General features: G+C 70.0%; 16 protein-coding genes. 1 reads left to right on the top strand and 15 read right to left on the bottom strand.

The annotated features are described in order from the left end of the window. Positions 1-2 precede the first annotated feature (2 nt). From ACFTE1_RS08010 to ACFTE1_RS07975, 8 genes are all read right to left on the bottom strand, one after another. A complete protein-coding gene (locus ACFTE1_RS08010; RefSeq protein ID WP_380621747.1) occupies positions 3-377 on the bottom strand; it encodes a YccF domain-containing protein in 375 nt (124 codons plus the stop codon). Between the two features lie 24 nt (positions 378-401). Next, positions 402-1172: a pseudouridine synthase gene (locus ACFTE1_RS08005; RefSeq protein WP_380621749.1), complete on the bottom strand. Its 771-nt coding sequence runs from the start codon at positions 1170-1172 to the stop codon at positions 402-404. Continuing rightward, complete coding sequence (gene scpB / locus ACFTE1_RS08000) at positions 1153-1866, bottom strand: SMC-Scp complex subunit ScpB (RefSeq protein ID WP_380621751.1); 714 nt, start codon at positions 1864-1866, stop codon at positions 1153-1155. Before scpB ends, ACFTE1_RS08005 begins: the two co-directional genes overlap by 20 nt. Next, positions 1863-2720, bottom strand: a complete 858-nt coding sequence (locus ACFTE1_RS07995) for a segregation and condensation protein A (protein ID WP_380621753.1) — start codon at positions 2718-2720, stop codon at positions 1863-1865. The genes scpB and ACFTE1_RS07995 overlap by 4 nt, the downstream gene beginning before the upstream one ends. A gap of 49 nt (positions 2721-2769) precedes the next feature. Beyond that, a complete protein-coding gene (locus ACFTE1_RS07990) occupies positions 2770-3693 on the bottom strand; it encodes a ParA family protein (RefSeq protein WP_380621755.1) in 924 nt (307 codons plus the stop codon). A 405-nt stretch (positions 3694-4098) separates the two neighbouring features. Further along, positions 4099-5220 carry an alanine dehydrogenase gene (gene ald / locus ACFTE1_RS07985; RefSeq protein ID WP_380621757.1) on the bottom strand — a complete coding sequence of 374 codons (1122 nt, stop codon included), beginning with the start codon at positions 5218-5220 and terminating at the stop codon, positions 4099-4101. Positions 5221-5413: 193 nt separating this feature from the next. Then, on the bottom strand, positions 5414-5968 hold the full coding sequence (locus ACFTE1_RS07980; RefSeq protein ID WP_380621759.1) for an NUDIX domain-containing protein: 555 nt from the start codon (positions 5966-5968) through the stop codon (positions 5414-5416). Positions 5969-5982: 14 nt separating this feature from the next. Then, positions 5983-6510 carry a TetR/AcrR family transcriptional regulator gene (locus tag ACFTE1_RS07975; protein WP_380621761.1) on the bottom strand — a complete coding sequence of 176 codons (528 nt, stop codon included), beginning with the start codon at positions 6508-6510 and terminating at the stop codon, positions 5983-5985. Between the two features lie 107 nt (positions 6511-6617). Here ACFTE1_RS07975 and ACFTE1_RS07970 point away from each other — a divergent pair, with 107 nt between their 5' ends. Next, positions 6618-8159 carry an MFS transporter gene (locus ACFTE1_RS07970; protein ID WP_380621763.1) on the top strand — a complete coding sequence of 514 codons (1542 nt, stop codon included), beginning with the start codon at positions 6618-6620 and terminating at the stop codon, positions 8157-8159. A 78-nt stretch (positions 8160-8237) separates the two neighbouring features. Here ACFTE1_RS07970 and ACFTE1_RS07965 read toward each other — a convergent pair whose 3' ends face one another. The 7 genes from ACFTE1_RS07965 to steA form a co-directional block, all read right to left on the bottom strand. Continuing rightward, positions 8238-9902 carry a CTP synthase gene (locus tag ACFTE1_RS07965; RefSeq protein WP_380621885.1) on the bottom strand — a complete coding sequence of 555 codons (1665 nt, stop codon included), beginning with the start codon at positions 9900-9902 and terminating at the stop codon, positions 8238-8240. Between the two features lie 76 nt (positions 9903-9978). Then, entirely contained in the window at positions 9979-12165 is a 2187-nt protein-coding gene (locus ACFTE1_RS07960) for a hypothetical protein (protein WP_380621765.1), read from the bottom strand. Positions 12166-12168: 3 nt separating this feature from the next. Continuing rightward, positions 12169-13266, bottom strand: coding sequence for a glycosyltransferase family 4 protein (locus ACFTE1_RS07955; RefSeq protein WP_380621767.1), 1098 nt, complete (start codon positions 13264-13266; stop codon positions 12169-12171). Next, complete coding sequence (gene murJ / locus ACFTE1_RS07950) at positions 13263-14948, bottom strand: murein biosynthesis integral membrane protein MurJ (RefSeq protein WP_380621769.1); 1686 nt, start codon at positions 14946-14948, stop codon at positions 13263-13265. Before murJ ends, ACFTE1_RS07955 begins: the two co-directional genes overlap by 4 nt. A 12-nt stretch (positions 14949-14960) precedes the next feature. Continuing rightward, a complete protein-coding gene (locus ACFTE1_RS07945; RefSeq protein ID WP_380621771.1) occupies positions 14961-15845 on the bottom strand; it encodes a hypothetical protein in 885 nt (294 codons plus the stop codon). A gap of 2 nt (positions 15846-15847) precedes the next feature. Continuing rightward, positions 15848-16774: a copper transporter gene (locus ACFTE1_RS07940; RefSeq protein ID WP_380621773.1), complete on the bottom strand. Its 927-nt coding sequence runs from the start codon at positions 16772-16774 to the stop codon at positions 15848-15850. Continuing rightward, the gene (steA, locus tag ACFTE1_RS07935; protein ID WP_380621775.1) at positions 16774-17967 is read right to left on the bottom strand and encodes a putative cytokinetic ring protein SteA; all 1194 of its coding nucleotides are present in this window, start codon (positions 17965-17967) and stop codon (positions 16774-16776) included. The genes ACFTE1_RS07940 and steA overlap by 1 nt, the downstream gene beginning before the upstream one ends. Positions 17968-18096 lie beyond the last annotated feature (129 nt).

Raw genomic sequence — 18096 nt, 5'->3', positions numbered from 1 at the left:
GTTCAAGGCTTGTCGACGATCCGCGCCCCGAGCGGCCAGAGGGCGAGGGGGACCATCTTCCAGTTGGCAATGGCCAGCGGGATTCCGATGATCGTGATCGCCTGGAGCAGGCCGGTGATCAGGTGGGTCAGCGCGGTGGCCAGGCCGCCGAAGACGAACCAGAGGATATTCCCCAGAAGCGTGAAGACACCTGAGGAGGGGTCGCGTTCGACGGTGCGCCCGAAAGGCCAGATGACGTACCCGGCCAGGCGGAAGCTGGCGATGCCGAAGGGGATCGTGACGATGAATATGCAGTACACGATCCCGGCGAAGAAGTAGGCGATCGCCAGCCAGATCCCGGCGAGCACGACCCAGACGATGTTGAGAAGAGTTGTCATGTCCTCTATTGTGGCCGAAGGCCGTCAGCGCTTCTTGGGGCCCTTGGCGCCCGGGTTGGGCTCGGTCATCTTGTACAGCTCCCCCACCTCGTCGGGGGTGAGCCGCCGCAGGGTGCCGGGCTTGAGGTTGCGCAGGTTGACCGGGCCGATGGACGTGCGGACCAGGCGCGAGACCGGGTGGTCGACGGCGTCGAACATGCGGCGGACGATGTGCTTGCGGCCCTCGTGGATGTCGATCTCGATGAGGGTCTGGCCGGCGGCCTCGTCGATGATGTGCAGGCGGTCGGCCTTGGCCGGGCCGTCGTCCAGTTCGATGCCCTTGAGCAGTTTGTGGAACGTCGGGCGGTCGAACTCGCGGGCCACCTGGGCGCGGTAGGTCTTGACCAGGCCGTGCGAGGGGTGGGTGATGCGGTTGGACAGCTCGCCGTCGTTGGTGAGCATGATGAGGCCCTCGGAGTCGGTGTCGAGGCGGCCGACGTGGAAGACGCGCACCGGGATGCCCTTGGTGTACTCCGTGAGGCTGGTGCGGCCGTGCTCGTCCTCCATGGTCGAGACCACACCGCGGGGCTTGTTTAGCACGTAGTAGACCTTGTCCACGTCGGTGACGACGCGGCGCCCCCGCACGGTCACGATGTCGGAGACGGGGTCCACCCGGCGGCCGAGTTCGGCGACCTCGCCGTTGACCTTGACCTTCCCGCGGCGGATCATCTCCTCCGCTTCCCGGCGGGAGGCGATTCCGGCCCCGGCTATCACTTTTTGGAGTCGAACGCCGTCGTTATTGCCGGGTCGCTGCATCTTCTTCTACGTCCTTCAGGTCGTCGGGCAGGAACGGGGCGAGCTCGGGGAGCGAGTCCAGCGAGTCGAGCCCCATCTTCTCGAGGAAAAGCGTGGTGGTGCGGTACAGGAGCGCCGGGGAGTCCGGATCGGTCCCGCACTCTTCGACCAGTCCGCGGGTCAGGAGGGTGCGCATGACGCCGTCGCAGTTCACGCCGCGGATGGCCGAGACGCGCGTGCGCGTGACCGGTTGCCGGTAGGCGACGACGGCGAGTGTCTCCAGGGCGGCCTTGGACAGCCGGGCCGTGGCCCCGTCGGTGACGAACCGCTCCACATAGGCGGCGTAGTCGCCGCGGGTGTAGAGACGCCAGCCTCCTGAGGTGCGGCGCAGGTCGAATCCGCGCCGGTCTCCAGTGTATTCGGCCGCGAGCGTCGTCAGCGCGTGGCGGACCTGTGAGACTGGACGCCCCATGAGGGCGGCGAGCATCTCCTCGGAGACCGGCTCGGCGGCGACGGTGACGACGGCCTCCAGCGCGCCCGCGAGGTCCTCGTCGGGGACGGCCTCGAACTTGTCGGGGACGGGTTCGGGCGGCGGAGCCGGCTCGGGCGCCTCGACCAGCGCCTGGGAGTACTCGTCGGCCTCCACCGGCTCGTCGACGGGCTGGTCGGCCTTCACCTGCTCCGGCGGCCGCCACTGTGCGATCTCCTCGTTCATTCGTCCCCCTCGTTCGAATCTGCGGTTCCGGCGTACTCGTCGACGTCGATGGCGGCGGAGGCGTCCTGGCCGCCGATCCAGCGGACGGACAGCTCTCCGAGGGCCTGGACCTGGTCGAAGCCCACCAGGGCCTCGCGGTACAGCTCCAGGAGGGCGAGGAACCGGGCGACGACCTCGAGGCGGTTCCCGCAGTCGGCCGTGAGGGAGGCGAAGGTCGCCGTGCCGGTCTTGAGCAGGCGCCGGGAGATGATGATGGCGTGCTCGCGCACCGACACCTTCGGGGCGTGGACGTGGTCGACGCCGACCAGCTCCACCGGCTTGGGCTCGTGGGCCTTCGCCGCCAGCTGGACCAGCTGGTCGGGGCTGAGGCTGAAGTCCAGGGGCGGCAGCAGGCCCTTGAACCGGTCGTCGAGGCCGACGGTGCGGGCGTGGACGCCGCGAGCGCGCACGGCCAGGTCGGCCAGGTGCTCGGCGGCCTCTTTGTAGGCCTTGTACTGGAGGAGGCGGGCGAAGAGGAGGTCGCGGGCCTCCAGGAGTTCGAGGTCGTCCTCGTCTTCGACCTCGGCGCGGGGCAGCAGGCGGGCGCACTTGAGGTCGAGCAGGGTGGCGGCGACGAGGAGGAACTCGCTGGTCTCTTCCAGGTCCCAGGCGTTGTCCAGGGCCGTGGTGTAGGCGATGAACTCGTCGGCGACCTGGTGCAGGGCGATGGTGGTGACGTCCAGCTTGTGTTTGGAGATCAGCTGGAGCAGCAGGTCGAAGGGGCCGGAGAAGTTCTCGAGGGCGAGGTGGAAGCCCTTGGCGGGCTCTTCTCCCCCGAGCGGGAGCTGCTGCTCCTCCATCGGTGTCGTCGTCACAGTAGTCAGGTTACGGCTTCGGTGTCTCGCGGGCGGTCAGGGAGGCGGTTTACTTACCGGTGGTGTGAATGAGCTCGCGTGCCAGCTGCCGGTAGGCGCGCGCGCCCGAGGAGGCGGGCGCCCAGGTGGTGATGGGCTCTCCGGCGACGGTGGTCTCGGGGAAGCGGACCGTGCGGCCGATGACGGTGGAGAAGACCTTCTCTCCGAAGGCTTCCACGACGCGCTGCAGGACCTGGCGCGAGTGGGTGGTGCGCGAGTCGTACATGGTGGCGAGGATGCCGTCGAGTTCGAGGTCGAAGTTGAGGCGTTCGCGGACCTTGTCGATGGTGTCGAGCAGCAGGGCCACACCGCGGAGCGAGAAGAACTCGCATTCCAGGGGGATGAGGACGCCGTGGGCCGCGGTGAGCGCGTTGATGGTCAGCAGGCCGAGGGAGGGCTGGCAGTCGATGAGGACGTAGTCGTACTCGCTGAGGACCGGCCGCAGGACGCGGGAGAGGGTCTGCTCGCGGGCGACCTCGTTGACCAGTTGGATCTCGGCGGCGGACAGGTCGATGTTGGCCGGCAGCAGGTGCAGTCCGTCGACATTGGTCTTGGCGACGACGTCGTGGACGTTGATGTCCTTCTGCATGAGGAGGTTGTAGACCGTCAGCTCCAGGGTGTGGGGGTTGGAGCCGAAGCCGACCGACAGGGCGCCTTGGGGGTCGAAGTCGACCAGGAGGACCTTGCGGCCGTACTCGGCGAGCGCGGCGCCGAGGTTGATGGTGGTGGTCGTCTTTCCGACGCCGCCCTTCTGGTTGGCCATCGCGATGATCCGTGCCGGCCCGTGGCGGTCGAGGGGGCGGGGCGCGGGGATGTCGCGTTTTCCGGTGTAGGTCTCAGGGTCCGGCGAGGAGAAGTCGCCCTCGGAGTCGTTGGGCGGGACCTGTGCCTGCCTGAGGGCAGCCCACTTGTCGTTGTTGTCCACACTGGTCATAGCTGGGGCCTCCGGAATGTCTGGTGTCTGACCGCCTGATCAGTCTTCTACTGTAAGTCAGTTTAGCCGCAGCGTCGAGGATTCGCGGGCGCCCGTGCGCTTTGTTGAGACGACCGGCCCACCGTACGAGGTCCGCGGGCCCGCCGAGCGATTCGGCGGGCCCGCGGATCGCGGGCCTGAGCTCTTGTGCGACATGTGGAAAGAGCTATTTCATCAGTGCGGCCGCGCGATTGCGTCGCGGCGGTGGCGCTGGAAGGAGCTCAGGCAGCCACCGAAGGCGGCCAAGGGCCCCGCGCAGTGCGTTAGATCGTGCCGTTCTCGGGGCCCGATGGGCGGAAGCCCTATCGGGCCCCGAGAACGGTGCGAGATGACGTGCTGCGAAGGGGCTGAGGGTCACCCACCCACTTAGGCTTTGGCCAGGATGTCCTCGACGGGCAGCAGCGGCAGGCCGAACGCCTCGGCGACCGGGCCGTTGGTGACCTGTCCCTGGTAGGTGTTGAGTCCTTCGGCAAGGGCCGCATCGGACTTCAGCGCCTCGACCCAGCCGCGGCCGGCGATCTTCATGACGTAGGGCAGGGTCGCCGACGTCAGGGCGTGGGTGGACGTGCCGGGAACGGTGCCGGGCATGTTGGCCACGCAGTAGAAGATCTTGTCGTCGACGGTGAAGGTCGGGTCGTCGTGGGTCGTCGGGCGGGAGTGCTCGAAGCAGCCGCCCTGGTCGATGGCGATGTCCACGAGGACGGCGCCGGGCTTCATGACGTCGAGGACTTCCTGGGTGACCACCTTGGGCGCGCGGGCGCCGGGCACGAGGACGGCTCCGACGAGGAGGTCGGCCTCGGCGGCGAAACGCTTGACCTCGAAGGAGTTCGACACGACGGTACGGATGCGGCCGCGGTACAGGTCGTCGGCGGCGCGCAGCTTGTTCTTGTCGAGGTCGAGGAGCGTGACGTCGGCTCCCATGCCCACGGCGATGGCGGCGGCGTTCATGCCGGAGACGCCGGCGCCGATGATGACGACCCTGCCGGCGGGCGTGCCGGGGACGCCGCCGAGGAGGGTGCCGCGTCCGCCTTCGGAGCGCTGCAAGTGGTAGGCGCCGGCCTGGACGGAGAGGCGCCCGGCGACCTCGCTCATGGGAACGAGGAGGGGGAGGGCGCCGCCCGCGGTGCGGACGGTCTCGTAGGCGATGGCGGTCGCGCCGGACTCGACGAGGGCGTCGGTGCAGGGGCGCGAGGCGGCCAGGTGGAGGTAGGTGAAGAGCGTGTGGTGGCTCTTGATGCGGTGGTACTCGGCCTCGATCGGCTCTTTGACCTTGAGGACGAGCTCGCCGGCCTCCCAGGTGGCGTCGGCGTCGGCGCCGATCCGCGCGCCGGCGTCGGTGTACTCCTCGTTCGGGATGGCCGATCCGAGTCCCGCGTCGTTCTCGACGGTGACGTCGTGGCCGGCCTTGACCAGCTCGTGGACGCCCGCGGGGGTCAGGGCGACACGGTTCTCATTGTTCTTGATCTCCCGGGGGACGGCTATTCTCACGATCCCTACTCCTATTCACTGCCCTGTCCGAGCATGCGGGCGTTCGTCGGTCCGCCGGGTACGGTCCCGGCGGCGCCGTGGCACCTGCGGTGGCAGGCGCCACGGCCGCTTACAACCCTCACTTTAAGCCATTGATTCCATCGGGATAACGCGGGGCCGACGATGTTACTAAGGAGTTTTGACAATTTCTCCTTTATTTCGAAGACAGGAGGTGACCGTATGTGAGCTGCAACGCCAGAGCGGTGACGCCATTGCGTATCTCACCGGCGGCGACGGCTTCCAGGGCCTTGTCGAGGTCCCACCAGCGCAGCTCCATGTCCGCCTCCTCGTCCTTGCGCGCGTGCCGCTCTCCGTGGGGGACGAGGGTCAGGTCGCGGGCGAGGTAGTGGTGGATCCTCTCGTCGGTCATGCCGGGGCTGGTGTAGAAGGCCCCCAGCTCGTCCCAGCGGGCGGCCCTCAGGTCGGTCTCCTCGGCCAGTTCCCTCCGGGCGGTGGCGAGCGGGTCCTCCCCCGGCTGGTCGCGGAGCCCGGCCGGAGCCTCCCAGAGGTACTCCCCGGTGCAGACGCGGTACTGGCGCACCAGAGCGACCTGGCCGGCGTCGTTGAGAGGCACGGCGACCACGGCCCCGACGTGGTCGAGGATCTCGCGCCGGACGGTGTCTCCGGAGGGCATGCGGACCTGCGCGACCTTCAGATCGTAGGCGTAGGCCCGGTAGGCGGTCTCGGTTTCGGTGATGGAGTAGTCCATGGTCCCCATTGTCCTCACTTCTCTCCCACGAGCCGGTCGATGATCTGGGAAACCAGCTCTTCGCTCGGCAGCGGGAGTCCGGCGAGCGCCGAGAGGTAGACGCCGTCGCCGATGAGGCGGACGGCCTCGGCCAGGACCGGGTCGCCCAGGGAGTCGCGCAGCACCTCGCCCCATCCCTGGAAGGTGTAGGCGATGTCCTCGCGGGCCTGGTCGGAGAGCTCCTCGTTGCCGCGGAGGAAGGTGAATATGGCCCAGAGGTTGGCGGCGTCGCTGTCGGGGGCGGCCGAGCCGCGCATGAACAGCTCCACCGCGTCGCCGTTGCGGGCCTCGTCCAAGTAGTGCTGCTCCCGTTCTCTCAAGCGGGCCACCACCCCGTCGTAGAGCTCCGACTTCGACCCGAAGTGGTAGAGGAGCCCGCCCTTGGAGACCCCGGCCGAGGCGGCCACGGCGTCCAGGGTCACGCCCTTCGAACCCTGCTCTTTCAGCAGCGACTCCACGGCGTTGAGAATTCGATCACGAGTACTTATTTCCTGCTTGCTCACTGTGCAGTCCTCTCTTAGGATGGAATAACTATACCGTCTAGACGGTTTAGTCGATGGGCGGATCCCGCCCCTTTTCGCACCATTCGATTGTCCAAGGAGATGAGACCATGGCGACCAACCGCCCACCCATCACCGGCCGCCAGTGGGCGGCCCTGGCCGTGCTGACACTGCCGGTCCTCCTCATCGCCGTCGACATGACCGTGCTCGGCTTCGCCGTGCCGTTCCTGTCCGAAGACCTCGACCCGTCCGCCGGACAGCTCCTGTGGATCGTCGACGTCTACGGCCTCGTCCTCGCGGGACTCCTCATCACCATGGGAGGAGTCGCCGACCGGGTGGGCCGGCGGAAGCTGCTGCTCATCGGTTCGGTCGGGTTCGCCGCCGCCTCGGTCATCGCAGCGTACTCCACCAGCCCCGAAATGCTGATCGCCGCGCGGGTGCTGCTCGGCGTCGCCGGCGGGACCCTCATGCCCACGACCCTGGCGAGCATCCGCCACGTCTTCCCCGACGACCGCCAGCGCATCCTCGCGATCGCCGTGTGGGGCTCGGCGTTCTCCGCCGGGGCCGCCGCCGGCCCGATCATCGGCGGCTGGCTGCTGACCCACTTCTGGTGGGGCTCGGTCTTCCTCATGGCCGCGCCCGTGTCGCTGGTGGTCGTCCTCGCCGCGCCGTTCGTCCTGCCGGAGAGCAGGGACCCGAGGCCCGGACCGCTGGACTTCCCCAGCGTCGCCCTGTCGTTCTTCGCGATGGTGCCCTTCGCCTACTCGGTCAAGCACTTCGCCACCGACGGATTCAACCTCGTCTCGGTGGCCGCGCTGCTGGCCGCGGTCGTGTCGGGCTACCTCTTCGTCAAGCGGCAGCAGCGCCTGGAGCACCCGCTGATGGACCTCGACCTCTTCCGGGTCCCGCGGTTCTCCGCGTCGGTGGCCACGAACTTCACGTTCGTGTTCGCCCACATCGCGGCCATGTTCCTGCTGACGCAGTACCTGCAGCTGGTGCTCGGCTACTCGCCCATGCAGGCGGGGGTCATCCTGATCCCGGGCCTGGTGCTCGCGGTGGCCTCGCACTTCGTCGCCGTGCGCCTGTCGCAGAGGCTCTCCCTGGCGACGATCATCGGCTGGGGCACCGCGCTGGCGACGATCGGCTTCCTCGTCATCACGCAGACGTCGGTCGACAGCGGGGCGGCCCTCGTGGCGCTGGCGTTCGCCGCCGTCGGCACGGGTCTCGGCCTCGCCGAGACGGTCACCAACGACGCGATCATGACCGCCGCCCCGGCCCACCGCGCCGGAGCCGCCTCGGCGATCTCCGAGACCGGTTACGAGCTGGGCGGAGCGCTCGGCGTCGCGGTCTTGGGCTCGGTGGCCACGGCCGTCTACCAGTCCGAGCTGGCCGACGCTCCGGCCTCGGCGCGGCAGACGCTGGCCGGAGCCCTCGAGACCGCCGGGGGCATGGAGCCCGAGGCGGGCGGCGAGCTCGTCTCGCGCGCCCAGCAGGCGTTCACCGACTCGCTGGACGTCGCCGCGTTCATCGGGGCGGGCCTGCTGATCGCCGTCGGCACGGTCGTCGTCCTGGTCCTGCGCCGCGACGCCCGCCGCCGCCAGGAGACGGAGACGGCCGCGGCCGAAGAGCCCAAGGCTCCCGTGGGAGTCTGAGCACGGGCAGAGAAGAAGGCCGCCACCGGAGAACCGGTGGCGGCCTTCTTCTCTGCGCCGATTTGGGCGCGGAGAGCGCTAACGTGCGTCGATGGCGGCCTTGACCAGGCCGTCGAACATCGGGTGCGGCTTGGTGGGACGGGACTTCAGCTCCGGGTGCCCCTGCGTCCCCACGTAGTACGGGTGCTGCTCGCGGTCCAGCTCGACGTACTCGGCCAGGCGACCGTCCGGGGACAGCCCGCTCAGGTGCAGCCCGGCTTTCTCGAGGGCGTCGCGGTAGGCGTTGTTGACCTCGTAGCGGTGGCGGTGGCGCTCGGAGACCTCGGTGGTCCCGAACAGCTCGGCCAGGATCGAGCCCTCGGACAGGACGGCCGGGTAGGAGCCCAGCCGCATGGTGCCGCCCATGTCGGCGTTGCCCGCGACGATGTCCTCCTGGTCGGCCATCGTGGAGATGACCGGGTGCACGGCGTCCGGGTTGAACTCGGTGGAGTCGGCCCCGACGATGCCGCCGACATTGCGCAGCACCTCGATGGCCATGCACTGCATGCCCAGGCAGATGCCGAGCGTCGGGACGCGGTTGGTGCGGGTGTAGGTGAGCGCGCCGAGCTTGCCGGCCACACCCCGGGTGCCGAAGCCTCCGGGGATGACGACCGCGTCGAGCCCGCCGAGGGCGGACTCGGCGCCCTCCGGCGTCTCGCAGGTGTCGGACTCGATCCACTCGACCTTGACCTTCGCGTAGTGCGAGAAGCCGGCGGCGTGCAGGGCCTCGACGACCGACTTGTAGGCGTCGGGCAGCTCCACGTACTTGCCGACGATGCCGACCTTCAGGTGGTGCTCGGGATTGTGGACCCGGTCGAGCAGCGCGTTCCAGGTCGTCCAGTCGACGTCCTTGAACGGCAGGTCGAGGCGGCGGACCACGTAGGCGTCCAGGCCCTCGGCGTGCAGGGTCTTGGGGATGTCGTAGATCGACGGGGAGTCCGGCGTGGAGACCACGGCGGCGTCCTCCACGTCGCAGAACCCGGCGATCTTGTGCTTCATCGACTCCGGGACCGGGCGGTCGGAGCGGCAGACGATCGCGTCGGGCTGGATGCCGATGGAGCGCAGCTGCGCCACCGAGTGCTGGGTGGGCTTGGTCTTCATCTCCGAGGAGGCGGCCAGGTAGGGCACCAGCGAGACGTGGATGAAGAAGCAGTTCTCCCGGCCGATGTCGTGGCGGAACTGGCGGATGGCCTCCAGGAACGGCAGCGACTCGATGTCGCCGACGGTGCCGCCCACCTCGGTGATGACGACGTCGGGGATCCGCCCGCTCTCCGGCTCGGCCTCGGCCATGGCCGCCACCCGGGACTTGATCTCGTTCGTGATATGCGGGATGACCTGCACCGTCGCGCCCAGGTAGTCGCCGCGGCGCTCCTTGGCGATGACGTCGGAGTACACCTGGCCGGTGGTGACGTTGGCGTACTTGGAGAGGTTCCTGTCGAGGAAGCGCTCGTAGTTGCCGATGTCGAGGTCGGTCTCACCGCCGTCCTCGGTCACGAAGACCTCGCCGTGCTCGTAGGGGTTCATGGTGCCGGGGTCCACGTTGAGGTACGGGTCGATCTTCTGCATCACCACGTACTGGCCGCGTGCCGAGAGCAGGTTGCCCAGGCTGGAGGCGGTGAGCCCCTTGCCGAGGGCGGAGGTCACCCCACCGGTGACGAAGATGTGCTTGGTGTGCCGGACTTGGCCGTTGACGACGTTGCTCAATGCGAACTCCCGTGGTTGCGCCTCTGTTTTGGAGCTGGACGATGCGGTATAACCCACGGGATTCCACACTAACACTTCACCGGTCGAGATCGCCGTCAACCCACGACGGTGCGTCGACCGTCATGTCGGCGAACTGGCCCTCCTTCACGTGCGCCCGGGCGAGCACCCGGTGGGCGACGATGACCGACAGCGGCACGATCACCGCCAGGGACACCCCCAGCACCATGAGCCCGCGGCCGGCGAGAATGCCCGTCACCAGCGATGACACGACGGCCGCGGTGAAGGCGGCGCGCAGCGGCGGGTGGAGCCCGAAGCTGCGGCGCAGGCCCCCGCCGGGGCGCAGCAGCACCATCCAGCAGTAGAGCCCGGCGATGAGCGCCACCACGCTCAGCGGCGACGTGAACACCGCCACCAGGTTCGACCCGGTGGCGTCGCTGATCACCCCGTTGGATTCACCCAGAAGGTCGGTCACGACCTCGCCCAGCGGACCCTGCTCCCCCGTCGGGCGCCGGTAGTCCAGCCACAGCACCAGCAGGAGCACCGCCCCGCCGGCCAGCAACGACCACAGCAGTCGCATGGCCGTCATCCACCCGCCGTAGGCGAGGGCGGCGGCCAGGCAGGTGCCGACGATGAGCGCCACCGCGGTGGCCGAGGAGTTCCCCAGGACGGGCGTCGCCGCCCCGGCCACCCCGAGGCAGCCGATGGCCGCCATGACCGGCGCGTGGTAGCGGCGGTGCAGGTTCCACGCGATGGCCGCCGCGAGCATCCACAGCGACCCGATGTAGATCCCGGCGACGGCCGGCCCGATCGCCTGGCTCGTGGTGCGCGCGATCGAGGCGTCGCCGAGCAGGGTGCCCATGGCGAGCTTGTAGTGGACGGCCATGGCGGTGAGGCTCACGGCCACTCCGAGCGCCGAGACGATCGCCAAGAGCGTCGAGGGCGAGTGGCGGCGCGGCAGCAGGGCCGCGCCGACCGCGAGGACGCAGGCGACCAGCAGCGCCAGGAGCGGCCCCAGCACGGTGGGCGCCGGGAGCGCCCACCACTTGAACAGGTCGGTCAGGAGCGTCGCGGTGGAGAACAGCGCGCACACCAGCGCGATGAGGATGTCGGCGCGCATCAACCAGATGCTCGGCGGCTTGACGCCCGGCTGCCCGGCGCGGCGCAGCAGGCGCATGAGCGGGAGCGCGACGGCCGCCAGGGCGATGAGAAGGGCGGCCTGCAGCCACTGGGCCCGCGAGGAGGCCTCGGGGGCCACCGAGAGGCGCTGGTCGGAGTCGCTGAACGAGGCGAGCCGGTCGGGGAAGTCGTAGGGGTCGTCGATGAAGCCGGCCGGATTCGCGGCCAGGTAGTCCGGCTGGGGCGAGCCGAGCAGGGCGATGAGGGTCGCGGTGAGGTCGGTGAGTTTGAGGTGTCCCGGGCGCTCTCCGGCCGTGTCGAGCAGGCCGTTGTCTCCGCCGCTGTCGATCATGAGCGTCTGGAGGCGGTTGCGGTCGTCGGCGGCCCCCAGGCCGGCGACGACGAGCGCGCTGCCCTCGCTCCGGGCCTCGTCCAGGCGCCCTGCCAGGGCGTCGAGCTCGGCGAGCCTCTCCTCGTCGCCTCCTTCGGAGAACGACCCGTCCACCAGAGTCAGCGGGCAGGAGGCCAGGAAGTCCGCGAGGTCGTCCTCGGGCAGCGAGTCGCGGTACTGCTCGATGCGCCCGACGCCGTTGGCCGCGCCGTAGGCGGAGTAGGTGCCGACGGCCGCGGTGCACTCCCCGGAGGCGGCGGCCAGGGTGCCCAGGCGCGTGTTCTGCTCCATGGTGCGGTTGAGCTCGTAGAGCTCGCTGTAGCCCACGATGGAGGCGCCCTCGCCGTTGGCCGACAGCTCCGGCGCGGACTCCTCCTCTCCGCAGGACTCGGAGGGCAGCGTCTCGGCCACCGCCGGCGCGCCCGCCGAAAGCGTCAGCCAGCCGGCGTCGGTGCAGGTGATCCGGTGGCCCGAGTTGAGCTCCAGCTCGGCGAGGTCGGAGCGGGAGGCGATCCGGTAGAGGTTGGGGGTGTCCTCCTCGGTGATGTCGCTCCAGGTGAGCCCCTCGGCGCCGAGGACGATGACCTCGTCGGCGCGCTCCGTGACGGCCTCCTTGACCGGGCGGGGCAGGACCTGCCACGCGGCGAACGCCGCGAGCAGGGCGACCAGTCCCCAGGCGAGGAGGAGGTCGCGGTTGTTCCCGGCCCACCTGCCGAGCCGGCCGGGAATCGATTGCAGTCGTTTTCGGCTGATCACCGGTTATCTCCCCGACAGTTCACGGTAGAGGGCGTCGAGGGCGGCGACGGTGTCGTCCTCGTCCGGCCAGGTGGCGGCCTGCTCCAGGCTCTGGGAGGCGCGCGCCTTGCGGGCCTCCGGGTCGTCGAGCAGCCCGCGGACGGCGCGGTCGAGCGCGTCGACGTCGCCGACCTCGAAGAGGAGGGCCGCCTCGCCGACCAGTTCGGGGATCCCGCCGGTGCGGGTCGCGACCAGCGGAATGCCGGCCTGCATGACCTCCTGGGCGAACAGCTGGCGCGCTTCCCACCGGCTGGTGACCACGGCGAGGTCCGCCGCGGCGAGGAGGTCGGCCACGTCGGTGCGGTGGCCCAGCAGGCGCACGTCCGCCCCGGTGGAGTCGATGAGCGACTGGAGCCCGTCGTGCTCCGGGCCGGATCCGGCGATGGCCACGATCGGCCGCGGGTCGACGTCCTTCCACCGCCGCGCGGCGGCGACGAGCGTCTCGTAGTCCTTCTGCTCGTGGAGGCGGCCGACCGACACGATGACGGGGCGCGGCCCGCTGCCCAGCTCCGAGCGGATCGCCACGGCGTCGCCCTCGGCGCGGCGAGGCGGGGCGGCCACCGGCGCGAGGCGGGCGTCGCGCGCCCCGATCTCGGTCAGGTGCTGCTGCAGGTCCGAGGAGGCGGCCAGCGCGACGTCGACGCCCCGGGCCAGACCGGTCTCGACGGCGTCGGAGACCTTGCGCTTGAGGCCCGAGGTGATCAGCTGGTTGTGCCAGGTGGTGACGAACGCCGCGCCGCGGGGGCGGACGGCCATGGCCGTGACGCCGGCGGTGAGGCCGTGGGCGTGCACGATGTCGAAGCCGCGGCCGTTGGCCCCGTGCAGGGCGCGGTGGGCCGAGGCGAGGGAGAGGCCCAGCCCCGGAGAGGGCTTGGCGGCGATGGGGACGGGAAGGAAGCGCACGCCGGAGGCGCGGAAACCGAACCGCTCGTCGGTCTCCTCCGGTCCGACGACGGTGACGGCGTCACCGTGCTCGGCCAGTCCCTTCGCGATGGAGGCGACGTGGGTTCCGATGCCCCCCGTGGAGGGACCGAGGACTAGGGCTGTGCGGCGGCGGTTCACCGGCGCTCCTTCCGATCGGTGGTCTCAGCTGTGGACGTGGTGGAGTTCTTCCTGCGGCGCAGGACGGCCCTCAGGTCGCGGGCGTCGCACGCGGCGGCGACGAGACCGTAGACCACGAGGATGACCAGTCCCCCCGTGAACCCCTTGAGGAGGGCCTCGGTCGCCCGCGCCGGCTCGCCCCAGAGGTCGAGCAGGTAGCGGGCGGCGAGGATGGACAGGATGGTGGCGGCCCCCGCGGACAGGAGCGCGCGGGGAAGCTTGCGCAGGGTCGCGCGGCCGCAGGCGCGCACGAGGACGGCCAGGAGCGCGACGCCCATGACCGTCATGCCGATCGACCAGCCGAGCGAGAGCGCCAGGGGGCGGTCCTCCAGCGGCATCGCGCCGGAGAGCGCGAGCCCCGCCGCGATGGCGGCGGCCCAGCCCACGGCGGTGGCCGCCGACGAGCGGATCGGGTGGCCCACGGCGTAGAGCGCGCGGGAGAGGATCGCGAACAGCGAGTACCCGACGAGTCCGAAGGAGAACCCGGTGAGGGTGGCGGTGAAGGCCTTCGCCGTCTCGGCGAGGTCGTCGGCGTCCCCGGCGGCGATCTGGGTGAGCACCACCGAGATCGGCTGGGCCAGGCCGGCCAGGGCCGCGACTCCCAGACCCGAGAGGAGCACGATGGAGCGGGTGGTCTTGGCGGTGGTCGTGGCGAAGCGCCCGCGGTCGCCGAGCGCGGCGGACTCGCTGAGAGCCGGGTAGGCGGCCGTGGCCAGCGGGACGGCGAGCACCGCCCAGGGCAGCAGGAAGAACGTCTGGCTGAAGGTGAAGACCACGACGACCCCCTTTCCCGCCTCGTCGGCCCTGTTGGCCAGGTGCATGAGGACCAGCTGGCAGACCTGCTGGGCCCCCAACGTGATCGCGCCGGCGATGGCCAGCGACTTGACCGCCCCGGTGACGTGGTCGTCGAAACGCAGGCTCGGCCGCAGCCGAAGGTGGAGCCCGCGCAGCGGGAAGAAGAGGCAGCCGGCGAGGACGAGGACGCCGAAGGTCGTTCCGAGGCCGAGGAGGACGATGCCGACCTGGCCGGCCTCACCCGGCTGGTCGGCGTGGTCGGTGACGACGCCGTAGGCGTAGTAGACGGCCATCATCGTCAGGCTCGACAGCAGCGGCGCCAGTGCCGGCCAGGCGAAGCGCCGGTGGGCCTGGAGGACGCCGGTGAGGACGACGGCGATGCCGTACAACGGCAGCTGCGGGGCGAAGAACGCCAGCATCTCGGTGGCCGCGTCGAGCACCTCGGGCGCCATCTTGTCCGAGGCGACCAGCACCACCAGGGGGCGGGCGAACACGACCACCAGGACCGCCAGCGGCACGAGGACGACCACCGCCCAGGTCAGCAAAGTCGAGGCCAGGCGGGAGACCTCGTCCCTGTCGCGGCGCGCGATCGGGGCCGCCAGCAGCGGGACCACCAGGGCCGCCAGCGCGCCCCCGGCCACCAGCTCGAAGATCATGTTGGGAATGGTGTTCGAGTTCTGGTAGGCCGCGGTCATACCGGCCAGACCGACCCCCCAGCCCAGCACGAGCATACGGGCGAACCCCGCCAGGCGCGACCCAATGGTGATCGCGCCGATGAGCGTGGCGGACTTGCCTACTCGGTCGCCGGGCGGGGCGGGCGCCTCGGCTCGCGATGGTTGGTCGGTCATTCGGCTCTTTCGCTACTTGGCGGTGTCGCGTCCCAGTTCGTCCAGTTCCCGCAGGATGGGCGTCTCGGCGATGACCTCGGTGAACGACACCCTCTCGCTGGCGAGCGTGAGTCCGGCTATGGCGGCCAGGGCCAGCCCCCGCCCGATCAGGCCGGTGCGGGCGACATAGCTGAGGCCCAGGAGGGCGCCCAGGGAGTTGGCCCCGCAGTCGCCCAGCATGGTCTTGCCCTCGAGGTCCTCGGGCAGGGCCGTGGCGGCGGCGGACTGGACGGCCACGGCGGTGTTGATCGCCGGGACGGCTGTGGAGGGGGCCCTCTTCCCCGCGCGGGCAGAGAGGAGCAGGGAGGACGCGGTCGAGACCTTCAACGCGCGGCCGGGTCGGAGGTCGAAGAGGTTGACGAGGTTCGCGGCCCCGGCGATGACCCCTCCCCCGACGGCGGTGGAGAGCAGTCCCCTCCACCCGCGCCTGCGCTTGTCCGAAGAGGCGTCGACCAGCGCGGCGGAGGCGAGTCCGGCGGCGCTGATGCCGAGGATCTTCACGGCCCCGGCCGAGAGGCGCCCCTCCTTGAGCGCTCCGAGGTGTCCCTTGAGGCCTTTGGCCGACTCTCCCTTGGTGTCCTCCATGTCGTCGTAGAGTCCGACGGCCCCGCTCACCAGGCCGCTGCAGGCGGCCGCGGCGGCGTAGGCGGGGGTGGAGGCGCCGGCCACGGCCCCGGCCGTCGCGCCGATGGCCACTCCGGGGCCCTCGGCGAGGGAGACCACGTCCCCCTTGTGGTTGACGCGTTCGAGGTCGGCGGCTCGTTTAGAGGAGCGGACGGCGCTGATGGCGGCGGTGGTGGCTCCAGCCGCCACCGCCCCGAGGGCCACTCGCCCCAGCGACTGCTTGATGGTTCCCACTGTCAGATGCTTTCGGGTAGAAGGCTGTCGGCGTTGTCTCCGTTGCCCAAGGCTACCGCTTCCGAGCCGACGGCCAGCGACACGGTCGCGGCCACGGTCGCCACCTGCCCCTGGGTGGTGGAGACATTGTCGACGGTGGAGACGGTGTCGGCGAGGTCGGTGCGCACAGTGGACATCGCGTCGTTCTGGCCGCCGTCGGCCATGGCCAGCGTGGTGGCCGCGTCGGCGGCGAACGCGCCGGTGAGGGTCGCGACCGAGCTGTTGTAGTAGTCGGCGTCGGAGCCGGAGGCGCCGCCCTTGCCGACGATGAGGACCGCGTCGGCCTCGCCGGTGAGCTTCTGGTCGACGGTGAGCACCTCGAGGGCCTGGGCGGCCTCGGTGACCGTGGTGATGTCGCCTTCGCTGACGTCGACCTCCTCGCCGCCGGACTTGGAGGTGGCGATCCCGGAGAGCAGGACGCCGGCGGCCTCGACGCCGTCGTAGACGACCGGGGCGTCCATGTCGTCGGGGGTGACGTCCTGGGCCAGGTCGGTCAGGCGCTCGCTGGTGGCCTGGTCGAAGAAGGAGTCGTGCAGCCGTATCCGCCCGGCGTTGCCCGCCCCGGAGTATCCCAGCATCTTCTCCACGCCCTCGACCGCGTCGGGCTCGGCGTCGGGGAGGGTGACGAGGAGGACGTTCTGCCCGGAGAGCTTGTCGGCGAGGTAGGTCGGGGCGATCTCCGTGGCGAAGGACTGGTCGTCGGCGAGCTCTTCCTTCAGCGTGTTGATCTCGTCGCGCAGCTGCTGGTTGTTCTCCTTGAGGTTGTTCGTCGTCTCCGACAGCGCGTCCACCGCGGGACCGTTGAGCGCGGCGGTGCCGAGGATGAGGCCGACGGTCAGGGCGAGGAACACCGCCGTCAGGGAGATCAGGTGATAGCGGAAGTTGATCATTAGAAGAGCCTTTGGATCTGGAAGATGAGGCCGTCCCACCAGTCGGCTAGGACGTCGATGAAGGAGCGTCCCACCGCCGAGATGGCGACCGCCGTGGCCATGGCGGCCAAGGCGGAGACGATGAGCAGCAGCAGCGCCGAGAAGGAGACGTTCTGGCGGTAGAGGCGGCTGACGCCCTTGGCGTCGACGAGCTTTCCTCCGACGCGCAGGCGGGTGAGGAAGGTGGAGGCCATGCCGCCGCGTCCCTTGTCGAGGAACTCCACGAGCGTGACGTGGGTTCCGACGGCGACGATGAGCTCCGAGCCCTTCTCGTCGGCCAGGAGCATGGCGATGTCCTCGCTCGTGGCCGCCGCCGGGAAGGGCGTGGCCGAGACGCCGAGCTTGTCGGTGCGCTCCATGCCCGGCGCGCGGCCGTCGGCATAGGCGTGGACGACGACCTCGGCGCCGCAGCGCAGGGCGTCGTCGGAGACGGAGTCCATGTCGCCCACGATCATGTCGGGGGTGTAGCCGGCCTCCAGCAGCGCGTCGGCCCCGCCGTCGACGCCGATGAGGACGGGCTTGAACTCCCTGATGTAGGGGCGCAGGACGTCGATGTCCTCTTTGTAGTTGTATCCGCGGATGACGATCAGGCAGTGGCGGCCGTTGAACTTGGTGCGCACCTCGGGCACGCCGACGCCGTCGAGGAGGAGGTCGCGCTCGCGTTTGAGGTACTCCATCGTGTTGGCGGCGAAGGCCTCCAACTGGACCGAGAGCCCCTCGCGGGCGGAGTCCATGTCGGCGTTGACCGAGTCCGCGGTCTCGCGCCGGCCCTGGGCGACGACCTCCTCGCCGAGGTAGACCTTGTCGCCCTCGATGCTGATGCGCTTGCCGTCGCGGACCTTGTCGAAGATCTCCTCGCCGACCTCGTCGATGAGGGTGATCCCGTTCTCCACCAGCACTTGCGGCCCGAGGTTCGGGTAGCGCCCGGAGATGGACTTGGAGGCGTTGACGACGGCCTTGACCCCGGTGGCGACGAGCGAGTCGGCGGCCACGCGGTCGAGGTCGACGTGGTCGATGACGGCTATGTCGACCGGTTCGAGGCGCCCGCACAGGCGCTTGGTCCGCCGGTCGAGCCGGGCCGGTCCGCTGAGTCGGTCGCTGGACCCTTCGGCGTCGCCCGCGCGGGACGACTTTCGCAAACTACGTACACGCATCAGAAATATAATGCCACCTTCCGGTCACGGCGGGCGAGCGACGCGCAGCTTTGTCAACTGTCCCGCGGGGAAATCATACGAACGGCGGAGCGCCGTCCGACGGCGGGGCGGCCCCCTCTCTCCGCCCTG

Origin of the sequence: Salininema proteolyticum (assembly GCF_042685645.1) — a bacterium.
Classification (GTDB): Bacteria; Actinomycetota; Actinomycetes; order Mycobacteriales; family Micromonosporaceae; genus Salininema; species Salininema proteolyticum.
This window is presented reverse-complemented; position numbering and strand designations above follow the sequence as displayed.